This is a genomic window from Streptomyces scopuliridis (assembly GCF_042790125.1).
Classification (GTDB): Bacteria; Actinomycetota; Actinomycetes; order Streptomycetales; family Streptomycetaceae; genus Streptomyces; species Streptomyces scopuliridis_A.
On record NZ_JBHTZS010000015.1, the window covers coordinates 62,529 to 76,414 of the forward strand.

At 70.2% G+C, this 13,886-nt stretch carries 12 protein-coding genes and 1 pseudogene; 7 read left to right on the plus strand and 6 right to left on the minus strand.

Annotated features, from left to right (window positions below; genetic code table 11):
- Positions 1 to 27 precede the first annotated feature (27 nt).
- Entirely contained in the window at positions 28 to 1,104 is a 1,077-nt protein-coding gene (locus tag ACFRKB_RS23055; RefSeq protein ID WP_383108226.1) for a methyltransferase domain-containing protein, read from the minus strand.
- Positions 1,105 to 1,528: 424 nt separating this feature from the next.
- Here ACFRKB_RS23055 and ACFRKB_RS23060 point away from each other — a divergent pair, with 424 nt between their 5' ends.
- The 5 genes and pseudogenes from ACFRKB_RS23060 (at position 1,529) to ACFRKB_RS23080 (ending at position 6,546) form a co-directional block, all read left to right on the plus strand.
- The gene (locus ACFRKB_RS23060; protein WP_383108227.1) at positions 1,529 to 2,611 is read left to right on the plus strand and encodes an LLM class flavin-dependent oxidoreductase; all 1,083 of its coding nucleotides are present in this window, start codon (positions 1,529 to 1,531) and stop codon (positions 2,609 to 2,611) included.
- 2 nt (positions 2,612 to 2,613) lie between these two features.
- Positions 2,614 to 3,318 (plus strand): FMN reductase, encoded by a 705-nt coding sequence (locus tag ACFRKB_RS23065; protein ID WP_383108229.1) that lies wholly within the window; start codon positions 2,614 to 2,616, stop codon positions 3,316 to 3,318.
- Positions 3,319 to 3,358: 40 nt separating this feature from the next.
- Positions 3,359 to 3,799, plus strand: coding sequence for a universal stress protein (locus tag ACFRKB_RS23070; protein ID WP_383108231.1), 441 nt, complete (start codon positions 3,359 to 3,361; stop codon positions 3,797 to 3,799).
- A gap of 97 nt (positions 3,800 to 3,896) precedes the next feature.
- Positions 3,897 to 4,328, plus strand: a pseudogene (locus ACFRKB_RS23075) (VOC family protein); the annotation flags it as partial.
- Between the two features lie 283 nt (positions 4,329 to 4,611).
- Positions 4,612 to 6,546 carry an ABC transporter ATP-binding protein gene (locus tag ACFRKB_RS23080; protein ID WP_383108346.1) on the plus strand — a complete coding sequence of 645 codons (1,935 nt, stop codon included), beginning with the start codon at positions 4,612 to 4,614 and terminating at the stop codon, positions 6,544 to 6,546.
- Here ACFRKB_RS23080 and ACFRKB_RS23085 read toward each other — a convergent pair.
- Positions 6,543 to 7,226 (minus strand): TetR/AcrR family transcriptional regulator, encoded by a 684-nt coding sequence (locus ACFRKB_RS23085; protein WP_383108232.1) that lies wholly within the window; start codon positions 7,224 to 7,226, stop codon positions 6,543 to 6,545. The two genes, ACFRKB_RS23080 and ACFRKB_RS23085, sit on opposite strands and share 4 nt — an antisense overlap.
- 311 nt (positions 7,227 to 7,537) lie before the next feature.
- Between ACFRKB_RS23085 and ACFRKB_RS23090 the strand changes: the two genes are divergently transcribed.
- Complete coding sequence (locus tag ACFRKB_RS23090) at positions 7,538 to 9,619, plus strand: PA14 domain-containing protein (protein ID WP_383108234.1); 2,082 nt, start codon at positions 7,538 to 7,540, stop codon at positions 9,617 to 9,619.
- A 92-nt stretch (positions 9,620 to 9,711) separates the two neighbouring features.
- Here the strand turns inward: ACFRKB_RS23090 and ACFRKB_RS23095 are convergent, their stop codons facing one another.
- Positions 9,712 to 10,233, minus strand: coding sequence for a YcxB family protein (locus ACFRKB_RS23095; protein ID WP_383108235.1), 522 nt, complete (start codon positions 10,231 to 10,233; stop codon positions 9,712 to 9,714).
- A gap of 139 nt (positions 10,234 to 10,372) precedes the next feature.
- The gene (locus ACFRKB_RS23100) at positions 10,373 to 10,939 is read right to left on the minus strand and encodes a hypothetical protein (protein WP_383108237.1); all 567 of its coding nucleotides are present in this window, start codon (positions 10,937 to 10,939) and stop codon (positions 10,373 to 10,375) included.
- A gap of 351 nt (positions 10,940 to 11,290) precedes the next feature.
- On the opposite strand from ACFRKB_RS23100, the gene ACFRKB_RS23105 reads away from it, so the two are divergent.
- On the plus strand, positions 11,291 to 11,953 hold the full coding sequence (locus ACFRKB_RS23105; RefSeq protein WP_383108239.1) for a GOLPH3/VPS74 family protein: 663 nt from the start codon (positions 11,291 to 11,293) through the stop codon (positions 11,951 to 11,953).
- Positions 11,954 to 12,095: 142 nt separating this feature from the next.
- Here the strand turns inward: ACFRKB_RS23105 and ACFRKB_RS23110 are convergent, their stop codons facing one another.
- Both ACFRKB_RS23110 and ACFRKB_RS23115 read right to left on the minus strand, forming a co-directional pair.
- Positions 12,096 to 12,701 carry a response regulator gene (locus tag ACFRKB_RS23110; RefSeq protein WP_383016219.1) on the minus strand — a complete coding sequence of 202 codons (606 nt, stop codon included), beginning with the start codon at positions 12,699 to 12,701 and terminating at the stop codon, positions 12,096 to 12,098.
- A complete protein-coding gene (locus ACFRKB_RS23115) occupies positions 12,701 to 13,885 on the minus strand; it encodes a sensor histidine kinase (RefSeq protein ID WP_383108242.1) in 1,185 nt (394 codons plus the stop codon). The genes ACFRKB_RS23110 and ACFRKB_RS23115 overlap by 1 nt, the downstream gene beginning before the upstream one ends.
- Position 13,886: the final 1 nt, after the last annotated feature.

A 13,886-nucleotide genomic window follows, 5' to 3' on the forward strand; every position in this document is an offset into this window, starting at 1 on the left:
TGGTGTGACCTTGCGCCACTCCCCGACTCAAGACTCACCGGACGGCGGTTTCCCGGCGGTTTCCCACCGTGGCCCGGTGTCCTTGTCGCCGCTCCATATGTACTGCTCATACGGGGTACGGGTCATGCCGAAGTCGTAGAGATCCGGTGCCCCGGCGCTCTGCCACCTCTTCCATGCCTGGTCGATCTCATCGGCCAGACAACGGGGGCCACCCTGGTATGCCACGGCGTGCTCATCCGGCGTCGCGACCAGCGTGGCCCAGGAGGAACGGCCGTCATGCAGCCAGGCGGTCACGCCCTCGCCGGCCTCCGTGGTGATACGTACGTCAGGCAGCATGACGCGCAAGGCGAAGAGCAGGCCGGAGTCCGCACGCAGGGGCAGCAGGCCGCGAGGGAACGGCCCTTCCGCCTCGGGTGGGCCATCGCCGCGAACCTCATGCCTGCTCCGGCCCTGGTCGGTGCCACGGCTCGGCATGAAGGTGGCCAGGCCCTGCACCCAGCCTGAGGCCGAGCGACCATCGGCGGCCACGGTGAGCGCCACATGACCCAGCCTGCCCCAGGGGGTGACGATGCGACCGCCCGGCCGTGTCTGTTCCACCCATGACCATGGCACCTCATCGACTGCGTAGGTCGCCATGAGCCGGTCGTATGGAGCGCCCTCAGGGCAGCCGTGAAGGCCGTCACCGACCTTCACGTCGACCCCCGCGCCCACCGCGTCGAGACGCTCGCGCGCCACAGCGGCGAGCCGAGCGTCGACCTCCACGCTGGTCACGAGCCCGGGCCCGGCCCGCGCGGCGAGCAGCGCGGCGTTCCAGCCCGCCCCCGTGCCCAGCTCCAGCACGCGATGCCCTGGGTCCACCATCAGCGAGTCGAGCATGTCCACCACGATCGCCTGACAGGAGAGGCTGGAAGACGGCAGCCCGTCGGTGACCTGCGTAATGGTGGCCCCGTCGGGCCCCGGGTAGACAAGCTCCGCCCAGCGCCCGGGCTCGGTACCGCGATCCGCCGGGGCATACCGGGAACCGTCCCAGGACCACACGGTGTCCGGAGCGAACCAATGCCTCGGCAGTCCCCGGACCGCCTCGCGGACCCATGGAGAATCCACGGGCCAATCACACCGGGCGTCCATGGCGCGCGCGAGACGGTGGCGGAGTTCGGCGGCCTCTTCGCGGTCTTCCACTGGCTACTTTCTGCGCGTGCCGCTGGGCGGAGGCTGATCGGGCACCTTTCCGTCCGAGTTGCCGGGTGGCGGCTTGCCCTGGCTCGGGTCGGGGTCCGGTTTGCGGTGTTCTCCCATAGTGATTGCTCCTCTCGGTGAACCACAACGAGCTGTGTGCAACTGGGTCTTCAGCACAGTCTGATGCATACGGCGAGTAGCTGGGAAGTGACCATGGGTAACTGTCCGGGTGCGCGACAAGCCTCTGCGTCGGGGGCGGAATAGAGGTCGGGGGTGTGCCGTTGTAGGCTTCAGTTGATGCAGTTGAAGCTTCAACTAATACGCTCCATGAGACCAGCGAGAGGTGAGCGCGATGCAGTTCGGGATCTTCACCGTCGGCGATGTCACGCCCGACCCGACCACCGGACGTACGCCGACCGAGCACGAGCGGATCAAGGCGATGGTCGCCATCGCGCGGAAGGCCGAGGAGGTCGGGCTGGATGTCTTCGCCACCGGCGAGCACCACAACCCGCCCTTCGTCCCGTCCTCGCCGACCACCATGCTCGGCTACATCGCGGCCACCACCGAGCGGCTCATCCTGTCGACGTCCACCACGCTGATCACCACCAACGACCCGGTGAAGATCGCGGAGGACTTCGCGATGCTCCAGCACCTGGCCGACGGGCGCGTCGATCTGATGATGGGGCGCGGCAACACCGGGCCGGTCTATCCGTGGTTCGGTGAGGACATCCGCCAGGGCATCCCGCTCGCCATCGAGAAGTACGCCCTGCTCCACAAGTTGTGGCGCGAGGACGTCGTCGACTGGGCAGGCAAGTTCCGTACGCCGCTCCAGGGCTTCACCTCGACGCCCCGGCCGCTGGACGGCACCCCGCCGTTCGTGTGGCACGGCTCGATCCGGTCCCCCGAGATCGCCGAGCAGGCCGCCTACTACGGAGACGGCTTCTTCGCGAACAACATCTTCTGGCCCAAGGAGCACTTCCAGAAGCTGATCAGCCTCTACCGGAAGCGGTACGCGCACTACGGGCACGGCACCCCGGAGCAGGCCATCGTCGGTCTGGGCGGCCAGGCGTTCATCCGGAAGAACTCGCAGGACGCGGTACGGGAGTTCCGTCCGTACTTCGACAACGCGCCGGTCTACGGACACGGGCCGTCCCTGGAGGACTTCACGGAGCAGACTCCGCTCGTCGTGGGCAGCCCGCAGCAGGTCATCGAGAAGACGCTGGCCTTCCGGGACGCCTTCGGCGACTACCAGCGCCAGCTGTTCCTGATGGACCACGCGGGGCTGCCGCTGAAGACCGTGCTTGAGCAGCTGGACCTGCTGGGCGAGGAGGTCGTACCCGTACTGCGCAAGGAGTTCGCGGCCCTGCGGCCGGCCGGGGTCCCGGACGGTCCTGTCCACCCGGCCGCCGTCATGTCCGTGCGGGAGGAGGTCTGACGATGGAGCGTACGAGCGGTACGGAGCGCACGAGCGGTACGGGGCGTACGGGCGGCGTGACGGGTGCGAGCGGCGGCGGCGGGGCGTTGCGGCTCGTCGCCGTCTCGGCCGGGCTGAGCAGCCCGTCCTCGACCAGGCTGCTGGCCGACCGGCTGGCGGAGGCGACCAGCCGTGAACTGGCCGTCGAGGACCGGAAGGCCGAGGTCGAGATCGTCGAACTCCGCGATCTGGCCGTCGAGATCGCGAACCACCTGGTCACCGGTTTCCCGGCGCCCGCGCTGAGCGCGGCGCTGGAGGCGGTGACCGGGGCGGACGGGCTCATCGTCGTGAGCCCGGTCTTCGCCGGCTCGTACAGCGGACTGTTCAAGTCGTTCTTCGACCTGATCGAGCCGGACGCGCTCACCGGAACGCCCGTACTGCTCGCGGCGACCGGCGGCACCGCGCGCCACTCGCTCGTGGTGGAGCACGCGATGCGCCCGCTCTTCTCGTATCTGCACGCACTCACCCTGCCGACGGCCGTCTTCGCGGCGACCGACGACTGGGGCGCGGGCGCCGACGCGTACGCGGGCGGGCTGCCGGCCCGGATCGACCGCGCCGGTGGCGAGTTCGCCGGGCTGCTGCGGGGGCTGACGCCCTCGACGAACGGAGACGCGGACGAGAGTGACGAGGTGGTGCCCTTCGAGCAGCTCCTCGCGAACCTTGAGTAGGTTTGCCTCGAATCGGCAATCGATCAGCAGGAGGAACGTCATGAGCGGCACCATCGTGGTCGGCGTCGACGGCTCGGAGCCCTCGCTGAAGGCGCTGCGCTGGGCGGTACGGCAGGCGAAGCTGACCGGTGACGACGTGGGCGCGGTGATCGGCTGGGAGTATCCGGCCACCGGCTGGGCGGGCATGCTGCCGGGGATGCCGCCGGAGTTCGAACCGGAGCAACTGGCCTGGCAGATCCTGGACGAGGCGCTGGACAAGACGCTGGAGGCGGACGTCGCGGCCGTGGTCGAGCGCCGCGTCGTCAGCGGCCCCGCCGCCCAGGTCCTGCTGGACGCCTCGGAGGGCGCCTCCCTCCTGGTCGTCGGAGACCGTGGGTACAGCGGCTTCAAGGCGGCCCTGCTCGGCTCGGTCAGCCTGCATGTCACGCAGCACGCGAAGTGCCCCGTGGTCGTGGTGCGGGGCGAGATCGCCAAGGACTGACACCGGCCCGCGCGGCGCGGGGCGGCGGCTCGACGGGCGTCAGGCCCTCAGGCCCCGGAACGGACCCATTGTCAGAGGCGCGCACTACGGTCCTGTCATGGCAGCCCGAATCGATCTCACCCTCGACTGTACGGACGCGCGACTCCTCTCCGGGTTCTGGAAGACGGCGCTCGGCTATATCGACGAGCCACCGCCCGCCCCCTTCACGACCCGCGAGGAGTGGCTCGCACAATTCGACCTGCCGGAGGACGACTCCGCGGACGACGGGGCGTGGCTCTGCGATCCCGACGGCGTCGGCCCCCGGCTCTCCATCCTCAAGGTCCCCGAACCCAAGACAGCGAAGAACCGGCTTCATATCGATGTGCGGGTGCCGGGCCATGGCAGCCCCGAGGAGCGGTGGGCGCGGATCAGGGCGGAGTCCGGGCGGCTGGTGGGGGCGGGCGGAAGCGTCCTTGAGGAGTTCGAGGGACATCACGTGATCATGGCGGACCCGGAGGGCAACGAATTCTGCGTCGCCGCGGGCCCGGCTCCGGCTCCGGCCCGGCCCCCGCCCCCGTCCCGGCCCCCGGCCAGGCCGGCTGACCACACCGCCCGCCGTCCCTCGCACCCTCCTGAGGTGTCCGGCGCGCGAGATGAGGTGAGTGCGCTGGGTGTGCTCCGTTCACGCCGGGCTCACTGCCGTGACCGCCCTCCGGCCTGGGCATCGAACAGCCATGGCATTGCGACGGAAACCCAGTACGGGACGGAAAGCCCGTACCACCCGTAAGGTCACCGGCGAGACGGAGCGCGTGGAGACGTCCGAGTCCGAGGAGATGCTGTTCGGCGGGCCGCTGCGGTACGACATGGGCTGGAACAAGCACGACGACGCCTTCCTCCAGCTCACCTTACGTTCCATGGTCACGCGCCTGCCGCGGCTGGTCGGTACGACGGCCCGCCTGGCCTGGGAGGCGGACAGGACCGCCCTGCGCCTGGTGACCTGCGCGGAGATCGGCCGGGGGATCAGCCAGGCGGTCGGGCTGATCGCCGTGAACCGCCTGCTCGGCCATCTTCTCGGCGACGGCACCACCGCCGAGCGGCTCACGCACGCCGGCCCGGCGCTCGCCGTCGCCGGTGGGACCGCGCTGGCGGGCGCGGTGCTGCGAGCCCTGTCGACCGCCGGTACGGGGCAGTTGGAGCCGAAGGTCGAACGGGTCGCCACCGAGCGGTACTTGTCACATACGGCCAATGTCGAGCTGGAAGCGGTCGAGGACGACGAGTTCCACAAGCTCCTCGACAGCGCGCAGTACGGCGCCGGTTCGGCCCGGCGGATGGTGCAGTACTGCCAGAACGTCCTCAACGCCCTGATGTCGCTGATCGCCGCCGCCGGCGTCCTCGCCGTACTGCACCCCGTACTGCTCCCACTGCTCATCGCGATGACGCTGCCCAACGCGTGGGCGGCCCTGTCGATGGCGCGGCGCCGGTACATCTCGTTCCAGGTGTGGGTGCAGCACTCACGGGCCGGGAGTCTGATCAGCCGTCTGCTGATCTCCACCGACGCGGCGCCGGAGATCCGGGTCCACAACGTCGGACCGTTCCTGCTGCATCACTTCCGCGAGATGTCGCGCTCGCAGGAGGCGGAACAGCGCCGGCTCGCCCGGCTCGCGGCCCGTACGGGGCTGATCGCCGCCGGATGGACGGGGCTGGCGACGGGCGCCGCGTACGCCACGCTCGGCGGGCTGCTGTGGACCGGCGCGATGGCGCTCTCCGTCGGCGGGACGGCCGTACTCGCCATCCGCACCGGCTCCTCCAGCCTGGAGAATCTGGTGCTCCAGGTGAACTACCTGCACGAGGAGAGCCTGTTCGTCGGGGATCTGCACCGGCTGTGCGAGGAGGCAGTCGAGCGCGCGATACCGGTCGGCGGGCTTCCGCTGCCCGAGAGGCCGGAGACCATCACCTTCGAGGATGTCGTCTTCACCTACCGGGGCAAGGACAACAAACGCGCGCTCGACGGCGCCAGTCTCACCATCCCCGCCGGCCGGATCGTCGCGCTGGTGGGGGAGAACGGCAGCGGCAAGTCCACCCTGGTCAAGCTGTTGTGCGGGCTCTACCGGCCGGACTCCGGCCGCATCCTGTGGGACGGCGTCGACGCGGCGCGGGCGGACCGGCAGGAACTGGTCTCGCGGGTCGCGGTGGTGGGCCAGGACTTCTACCGGTGGCCCTTCACCGCCACGGTGAACGTCAGCATCGGACGGCCCGAGGTGCCGGTGAGCCGGGACCGGCTGGACGCGGCCGTACGGTACGCGGGCGCCGAGGAGCTGATAGCCGAGCTGCCACGCGGCTGGAAGACGCTGCTGGCCAGGGGGTACAAGGGCGGTCACCAGCTGTCCGGCGGGCAGTGGCAGCGGATCGGTCTCGGCCGCGCGCACTACCGCGCCGGTCAGATCCTTGTCGTCGACGAGCCGACGTCGGCGCTCGACGCCAAGGCGGAGCAGCAGCTCTTCGAGCAGATCCGCAGCCTCGCGGACTCCGGCCAGACGGTCATCCTGATCACGCACCGGCTCGGGTCGGTCCGGGCGGCGGACCTGATCCATGTCCTGGACCGGGGACGGGTCGTGGAGAGCGGCACCTTCGCGGAGCTGCTGTCGGACGAGGTGGAGGGCCCGAAGGTCTTCCGGGGCCTGTACCGGATCCAGGCGGCACAGTACGCGGCCGACAGCCGGGGCCCGTCCGGCTCGCCTGTCCCGTCCGTTCCCTCCGTCCCGTCCTAGCGGGCGCGGTGGGGGCCCAAGTCGTGCAGGACGCTGCCGAGTTCATCGAGGGTGAGGGGCGGCGCGGGAAGCGGTACGGCGGGTACGGCGGGTTCCGCGCGCAGGCCGTCGAGGAGGAGGGCGAGATAGCGCCGCCAGGCGTCCGGGGCCGTGGTGGTCAGGGCGGGCACGGCGCGGCCGAGCGCGGCCAGGCTGAAGAGCAGGTCCTCGGTGGTCACATCGCGGCGCATGGTGCCCTGCCGCTGGGCGCGCGCGAGGAGGATGCCGACGGTCTCCCGGTTCTCGGCATGGAGTGCTTCGAGCGAGGGCACGCCCTGTACGCCGGTGGTCATCAGGTCGTTGGCCCCTCGGTCGGCGGCCAGCCCCGCGAAGACCGACGAAAGATACGTCGTGAGCCCGGCCCAGGCGTCGTCACTCAGCCGCGCCTCCTCACCGGCGCGCTGTGTCTCACCGAGGGCCTCATGGAAGACGGCCTCGATAAGCGCGGCCCGGTCGGGGAAGTGCCGGTACAGAGTGGCGTTGCCGACGCCGGCACGGCGGGCGATCTCATCCAGCGACGCGTCGAGCCCCTGCTCGGCGAACACATCCCGCGCGGAGGCGATCAGCAACCCGCGATTGCGCTGGGCGTCACGCCGCAACGGCGCCGATTTCGTCGCCGGTTTCCGCTCGCCGACTCCCATGACCACCCTTCCAGGAAACGTGGAACGCTGAAACGTGGAACGCTCCCCGATTCAGATGCTACCGTGGAACGGGTAAACGGGGGGCTGTCCCCGGTTTGGTGGGGGACGGGGGCAGGTGAGGGTGAGGGCCGAGGGGTAGTCGGGGGGGCCGGGTTGGTGGGGCGGCCCGTGGCGTACCCGTACGAACACGACACCCGCCCCATGTGAGGGACGCCATACCCGAAACCCGCACAACCCCCCGCCCTTCCCGAAGGTCTGGGTCGGGGTGGAAAGACGCCGTCTTTCCACGCCGACCCAGAACGAAGGAAGGCATGACCCGAGCCACTCGTGCGTCCGCCCTCGCCGCGACCACCGTCCTCGCGACGACCGGAGCCCTGCTCACGTGCGCGTCCGCCGCCGGTGCCGCCACGGCGACCGTGACCTGTAAGTCGCCCGTCTTCAAAAGGCAGTTCTACGCGAACACGACCTTCTCCGGTACGCCGAAGAAGACCGACTGCGATTCGAAGATCGACCAGAACTGGGGCACCGGCGCCCCCGCCGCCGGGCTGCCCAGCGACAACTTCGGCGTGCGCTGGACGGTCACCCGGGACTTCGGCTCCGGCGGCCCGTTCTCGATCCCCGTCGCGACCCGCGACGGCCTGCGCGTCTACCTCGACGGCACGCGCAAGGTCGACATCTGGAAGAACGTCTCGACGACCCAGACGAAGACCGTCAACATCACCATCCCGTCCGGGACGCACACCCTCCGCTTCGACTTCGTCAACTGGACGGGCGTCGCGAACGTCAAGGCGGACTACCTGCCGCGCACGTCCCCCACCGTCGACACGGTCAAGCCCCTCGTGCCCACCGGCACCTCCCTCACGTACGACTCCTCGTACCGGGCCAACTTCAGCTGGACGGCCAACAAGGAGATGGACCTCGCGGGCTACCGCGTGTACCGCCGGCTCCAGGGCGCCTCGTACGGCACCAAGCCGCTGGCCACGACGACCTCCACCTCGTACACGGACACCACGCTGCCGAAGAACGGCGCGGTCTACTACTACGAGGTCCGCGCCTACGACAAGGCGGGCAGGGAGTCCGCGGGTACGGCGGACAAGTCCGTCACCACCGTCGACAAGAGCGCTCCCGTGGCGCCGAAGGGGGTCGAGGGCGCCTGGAAGCCCAACTACTCCGAGAAAGTCAGCCTCTCCTGGTACGGGAACACCGAGGCGGACCTCGCCGGGTACAACGTGTACCGCTCCACCACCGGCAGGCCGGTCGCGCTCACCGCGGCGAACCGGCTGAACGGCGGCAAGCCGCTCAGTGGCGCCTGGTACGAGCAGCCGCTGCCGCAGACCGGGGACACGTACTACTACGTCGTCACGGCGGTCGACACGCACGGCAACGAGTCGGCGGCTTCCGGCACGGCGGAGTTCTACACGCGGGACAAGACGGGTCCCGTGAACACCGCGTACAACGCGACGGCGGTCGAGGACGAGCGCGGGGTCACGCTGACCTGGGACAAGTCGGAGGCCACCAGCGAGGACTTCGTCGGGTACACGGTCGTGCGCTACGACAAGCCGCGCACGGAGAGCGGGCGCACGGTCGTGGAGGTCGCCAAGGGCATCCGCGGCACGTCCTTCACGGAGGCGGCCCCGCCGCCGGGCGCCACGTACTACTACTCGGTCGTGGCTGTGGACGACGCGGGGAACGGGGGCACCCCCTCCGTCGAGATGCCGGTCGCCGTCGCGGGGAACAGCACCCCGCCGCCCCCGGTGACGGGCATGACCGCCACCGCCCAGGAGAACGGCGTCTCGCTGAGCTGGGATGCCAGTGACGAGCCCGGTCGCGACCACTACCGCATCATGCGGGGCACCCTCGTCGACGGCGAGTGGGTCTACAAGCCGCTCATCGACGCCTGGACCCTCAGGCCCAAGGAGTTGACGGAGACCCACCACCTCGACCGTACGGTCGCCGATGGCGAGCAGGTCCGCTACAGCGTCGTCGCCGTCGACCAGTACGGCAACCGGCTCACCCCCGAGACCGGCGCCTCCGTCCAGGACGTCACCGAGCTCGACCTGCGTCCCGACGCCGACGCCGCCCCGGCCGTGGGCGACAACCCGCTCGGCCACCTCAACGGCGACGTGTACGGCTCGGTCCGCTGGTGGCTGGGCAGCGACACGGGCGCCAACGGCAGCAAGGTGACCAGCTTCGCCGTCTACCGCTGGAACCGGTCGACCCACGTCTTCGACAAGGTTGACGTCCAGACGCGCGGTAACAGCACCAGTTGGTCGTACGCGGACACCACCATGCCCAAGAGCACGACCACGTACTACCGCGTGACCGCCATCCTCGCCGACGGCACGGAGACGGCCGCCCGCGAGACGGCGATCGCCTCGGCGGACAGGCCCTGAGCCGGTGCCGGGCCGCCCCGCAGGGCCCACCGGCCTGAGGGGCGGCCCCCACCCGACACCACACGTCCCGGGCCACCCCGACCACCCCTCGGTCAGACGCGCGTGGTGTGCTCGTCCAGGATCGCCCGCAGGCGGTCGACGTCCTCGGCCTCCCGCGCGCCCCGTTTGGGCAGGACATCGAGGCACATGATGTTGGGGTCCCGGCTGAGCAGGACGAAGTGGCCTGCCGTCTCCCGGTAGCCCCGGAAGACGGACCACTTCTGCATCAGCGTGCTGTGGTCGCTGCGGCCGGTGATCCCGGCCGCGGACACGGTGGTGCGGTACTCGCCCTGCCAGCTGATGATCCGTTGCACGTGGGCGGCTTGTATCCGTGGGTACCCCCACACCAACAGGAAGACGAACAAGAACAGTACGGTCGAGACGACGTCGGTACCCCCGCGGCCCACGGTGGAGAGCAGCCAATGCCCCACCCACAGTGCGAGGAACACACCCCGCAGCACCAGCCCGGTGCGCTTGATCCGCTCGCGGACCCGCAGGCCGGCCAGGGTGTCGGCAGACTGGGGCCGGTACACGAGCTGGACCGCGGTCCGTGCGTCCACGGCGTCGTCAGACATGCCCGCGCTGTCGTCAGTGCCTTCAGTGCCTTCAGTGCCTTCAGCTCTGTGGGCCTCGGCCATGTTCTCTCCCCCGGTACGAAGACCCGCGGATCCTATCGAACGCGCGAACCCGCACCGCGAACCCGCACCGCGAACCTCACGCGAACAGGAACGCCGTCGCCGTCGCCGCGCCCAAGGTCGCTCCGGCGATCGTCTGGGCGGGGGTGTGGTGGTTCAGGGCTACGCGGGACCAGCACACCGCGGTGGTCATGGCGTACCCGAGCAGCCACCAGGGGGAGTGGACCACGGCGAGCAGTGCCACGACCGCCGAGGCGACCGCCGAGTCGACCGAGATCTTCCACACGGTGTTGACGGCGAGGAGCAGGACCGTCATCGCCCAGAGGGCGAGCATCGTGAGGATGATGCCCGTCGGGGCGTTGCCGAGCAGCATGATGACGGAGCCGGTGCCGATGGAGCCGAGGATGACGAAGAAGATCGGCGCGCGTTTCGTGCGGTCGACGACATGGCGGTCGCCCCAGGTGCCCCGCTCGCGTTCCCATTCGATGTAGCCGGCGGGTATCAGCCCGGCGCACAGGGCGGCGAGCAGGCCCCATGGCAGCCCGGTCCAGTCCCCCGCGGCGGCGAGGCCGATGGCGAGCATGCCGACCAGCAGGACGTTGCGGGGCTGGAAGACATCGGTGACGATGCGGGCGTTGTCGGTCATGCTGTTCTCTCCGTCGACGAGGTGCGCGGGGGCCGGAACGGGCGTGCGCGACTACTCCGCGTAGCCCTGCTCGTGCGACTCACGGTGGCGAATCCGGCTGCGGCGAGAGCGAATCCAGCCCCGGCGAATAGGCGTAGCCCTTCGCGACGGGGGATGCGCGAAGGGCTACGCGTCCCATTATGACCCCTCGTCAGCGATTTCCGACAGCGGATCGGCCATGGACTACCGGACGCGTGGCCGCGTGCGCGCCGTGTTGACGTCGGTATGTGCCCCACATCACCGCGCTCGCCGGGGCGGCCGCCCGTACGCTCAGGGCGTTTACCCCCCACGGCACCCGGAGAGGCAACTGATATGGAAACCACGCTGGGCGAACAGCTCTTACTGCTTTCGTTGGACGACAAGTGGGGCTACGAGAAGGAGCCGGCGAAGGTCGCCTGGGCGATCGCGGCGGCGTCCCTCGTGGATCTCGCGCTGGCCGGGCGGATCGAGGTGACCGACGAGGTGGTCTCCGTCCGTGACCCCGCGCCGCTCGGTGTGCCGAGCCTCGATGCCGCGCTCGCCGACATCGCCGGCTACGACAAGCCGGGCAAGGTCAAGGACTGGATGCACCACCTGAAGAAGCCGGCGATGTCCGGCGCGACGGACGGTCTGGTCGGGAAGGGCCTGGTCCGCAAGGAGACCAAGAAGGTGCTCGGGCTCTTCCCCGTGCGCCGCTATCCGGAGGCGGACGGCTCGGCCGAGGCGTCGGTACGGGAGCGGCTCGACGAGGCCGTGCTCCGGGGCGGAACGCCCGACGACCGTACGGCCGGGCTGGTGGCCCTGCTCCACGGCGCGAAGCTGCACAAGCTGGCGTTCCCGGACGGCGACGCGCGCGCGGTGGAGTCGCGGACGGCGGAGATCGCCCAGGGCCAGTGGGCGTCGCCCGCCGTACGCGGCATCATCGACGCGGCGGAGACGGCGCTGACGCTGATGGTCACCACAACGGCGATCGGGACGGTCATGGGCGCCAACTGAGGCGCCCCGGCGGCCCGGTACCGCTCCCCGCACGCGCCACCGCCCCCGTACGCGGCACGAACCGGCGTACGGGGGCGGGTGGTAGGTCCCTCGGCGGGCCCGGCGGGTGACAGGTCCCTCGGCGGGCCCGTTCCGCGCTCGGTCAGATCCAGCCGCGCCGCTGCGCCAGATACGCCGCCGCGTGCCGGTTCTCCACCCCCAGCTTGGTGGTCACCGCCGACAGGTAGTTGCGTACGGTGCCCTGCGCCAGCGCCGCCCGTTCCGCTATGTCCTCGATCGGCGCCCCGTCCGCGGCCAGCGTGAGCAGATCGGCCTCCCGCGAGGTCAGCGGCGAGTCTCCCGCGCTGATGGCGTCCGCGGCCAGGGTGGAGTCGATATAGCGGCTGCCGCCGTGGACGCTGCGGATGATCGAGGCGAGTTCCTGCGCGGAGACGGTCTTGGAGACGAAGCCCTGGACCCCGGAGGCCAGCGCGCGCTTGAGATGGCCCGGCAGACCGTGGCTGGTGACGATCAGCGTCTGACAGCCGGGCAGGCTGCGGCTCAGATCCTCCGCGACGGTGATGCCGTCCTTGCCGGGCATCTGGAGGTCGAGTACGGCGACATCGGGTTTGTGGTGGCGGGCCATGGCCACGGCCTCGGGGCCGGTCGAGGCTTCGGCGACGACCTCCAGGTCGCGCTCGAAGGTCAGCAGCGCGGCCAGCGCGCCGCGGATGAGATGTTCGTCATCGGCGAGGAGGACCCGGATCATTACGATTCCCCGTTCGGTATGCGCACAGTGAGGCGATAGGTGTTCTTCGGCCCGTAGCCGTGGCAGAGGTCGCCGCCGAGGGGCGCGATCCGCTGCGTCAGCCCGTCCAGACCGGTCCCCCGGCCGGGACCGCTGCCGGGCGTGGCACCGTCGTTGGTCACCTGGAGCTGCGTTTCACCCCCGTCGCCGCGCTCCACGGTGATGGTGCAGTGGGTGGAGTGGGCGTGCCGCAGTACGTTGGTGACGGCCTCCCTGACGGCCCAGCCCAGCGCGATCTGGGTCTTCTCGCCGAAGCCGTCCGCCGGCGGGGCGTGATGGATGACGCAGGTCGTGCCGGCCGCTTCCAGGACCGCGCGGGCGCCGTCGAGTTCGGCTTCCAGGTCGGTGGTGCGGTAGTTCCGTACGACGTCCCTGATCTCCTTGTGCAGTTCGCGCGCGAGGCGCTGCACTTCGACCATCTCCGCCTGCGCCTTGGGGTGCTGGGTGAGCCGGGCGGCCAGTTCGCCCTTGAGCGCGATGACGGACAGATTCCGCCCGATCACATCGTGCAGATCGCGGGCGAACCGGAGCCGCTCCTCGGCCACCACCAGCCGGGCCTGTGATTCCCGGGCCGCGTCCAGCTGCCACATGACGGCCAGGAACCAGACGGAGGAGTGCATGAGAAGGCCGATGACCGCCCATCCCGTCGCGGTGACGGTGAGGACGGGCAGGGTCATCCGCGGGTCGAGATAGAGGCTCACCGTCGCGGCGGCGGCGGTCTCGGCGAGCGCGGTGCTCGCGTAGAGGCGCAGATTGGCCGTGGGCGACAGGGCGAAGGCGAGTGGCAGCGCCAGGACGACCGACAAGGTGGCGATCGACTGCGTTCCGGTCAGCCACTCCGCGTCGTACAGGTAGGGCATCAGCGCGAGTTGGAGCGCGGTGAGCGCCCCGATCCCGAGCAGCAGCGGCACCGGCAGGACCTGCCGTCCGATGCCGTAGGCCACGGCCGTGGTCGCGCCGATCCCCTGGACGGTGGTGAGCGCCGCCGCCAGGCTCACGGCCCAGGTCGGCGCGCCACCACGCTGTAGTTGGGCCAGTAACGGCCAGAGGAGGGAAGCGAGCAGCAGCCAGGGCATGGAACAGAGCATCCAACGTGTGTAGACCGTGGCCTTGTGCACGTTGGTCTGGTGCAGCGAGGTCCCCATT

Coding starts and splice junctions, on each gene's coding strand:
- ACFRKB_RS23060 (WP_383108227.1), top strand. CDS start 1,529: ATGCAGTTCGGGATCTTCACCGTCGGCGATGTCACGCCCGACCCGACC.
- ACFRKB_RS23065 (WP_383108229.1), top strand. CDS start 2,614: ATGGAGCGTACGAGCGGTACGGAGCGCACGAGCGGTACGGGGCGTACG.
- ACFRKB_RS23070 (WP_383108231.1), top strand. CDS start 3,359: ATGAGCGGCACCATCGTGGTCGGCGTCGACGGCTCGGAGCCCTCGCTG.
- ACFRKB_RS23080 (WP_383108346.1), top strand. CDS start 4,612: ATGCTGTTCGGCGGGCCGCTGCGGTACGACATGGGCTGGAACAAGCAC.
- ACFRKB_RS23085 (WP_383108232.1), bottom strand. CDS start 7,226: ATGGGAGTCGGCGAGCGGAAACCGGCGACGAAATCGGCGCCGTTGCGG.
- ACFRKB_RS23090 (WP_383108234.1), top strand. CDS start 7,538: ATGACCCGAGCCACTCGTGCGTCCGCCCTCGCCGCGACCACCGTCCTC.
- ACFRKB_RS23095 (WP_383108235.1), bottom strand. CDS start 10,233: ATGTCTGACGACGCCGTGGACGCACGGACCGCGGTCCAGCTCGTGTAC.
- ACFRKB_RS23100 (WP_383108237.1), bottom strand. CDS start 10,939: ATGACCGACAACGCCCGCATCGTCACCGATGTCTTCCAGCCCCGCAAC.
- ACFRKB_RS23105 (WP_383108239.1), top strand. CDS start 11,291: ATGGAAACCACGCTGGGCGAACAGCTCTTACTGCTTTCGTTGGACGAC.
- ACFRKB_RS23110 (WP_383016219.1), bottom strand. CDS start 12,701: ATGATCCGGGTCCTCCTCGCCGATGACGAACATCTCATCCGCGGCGCG.
- ACFRKB_RS23115 (WP_383108242.1), bottom strand. CDS start 13,885: ATGGGGACCTCGCTGCACCAGACCAACGTGCACAAGGCCACGGTCTAC.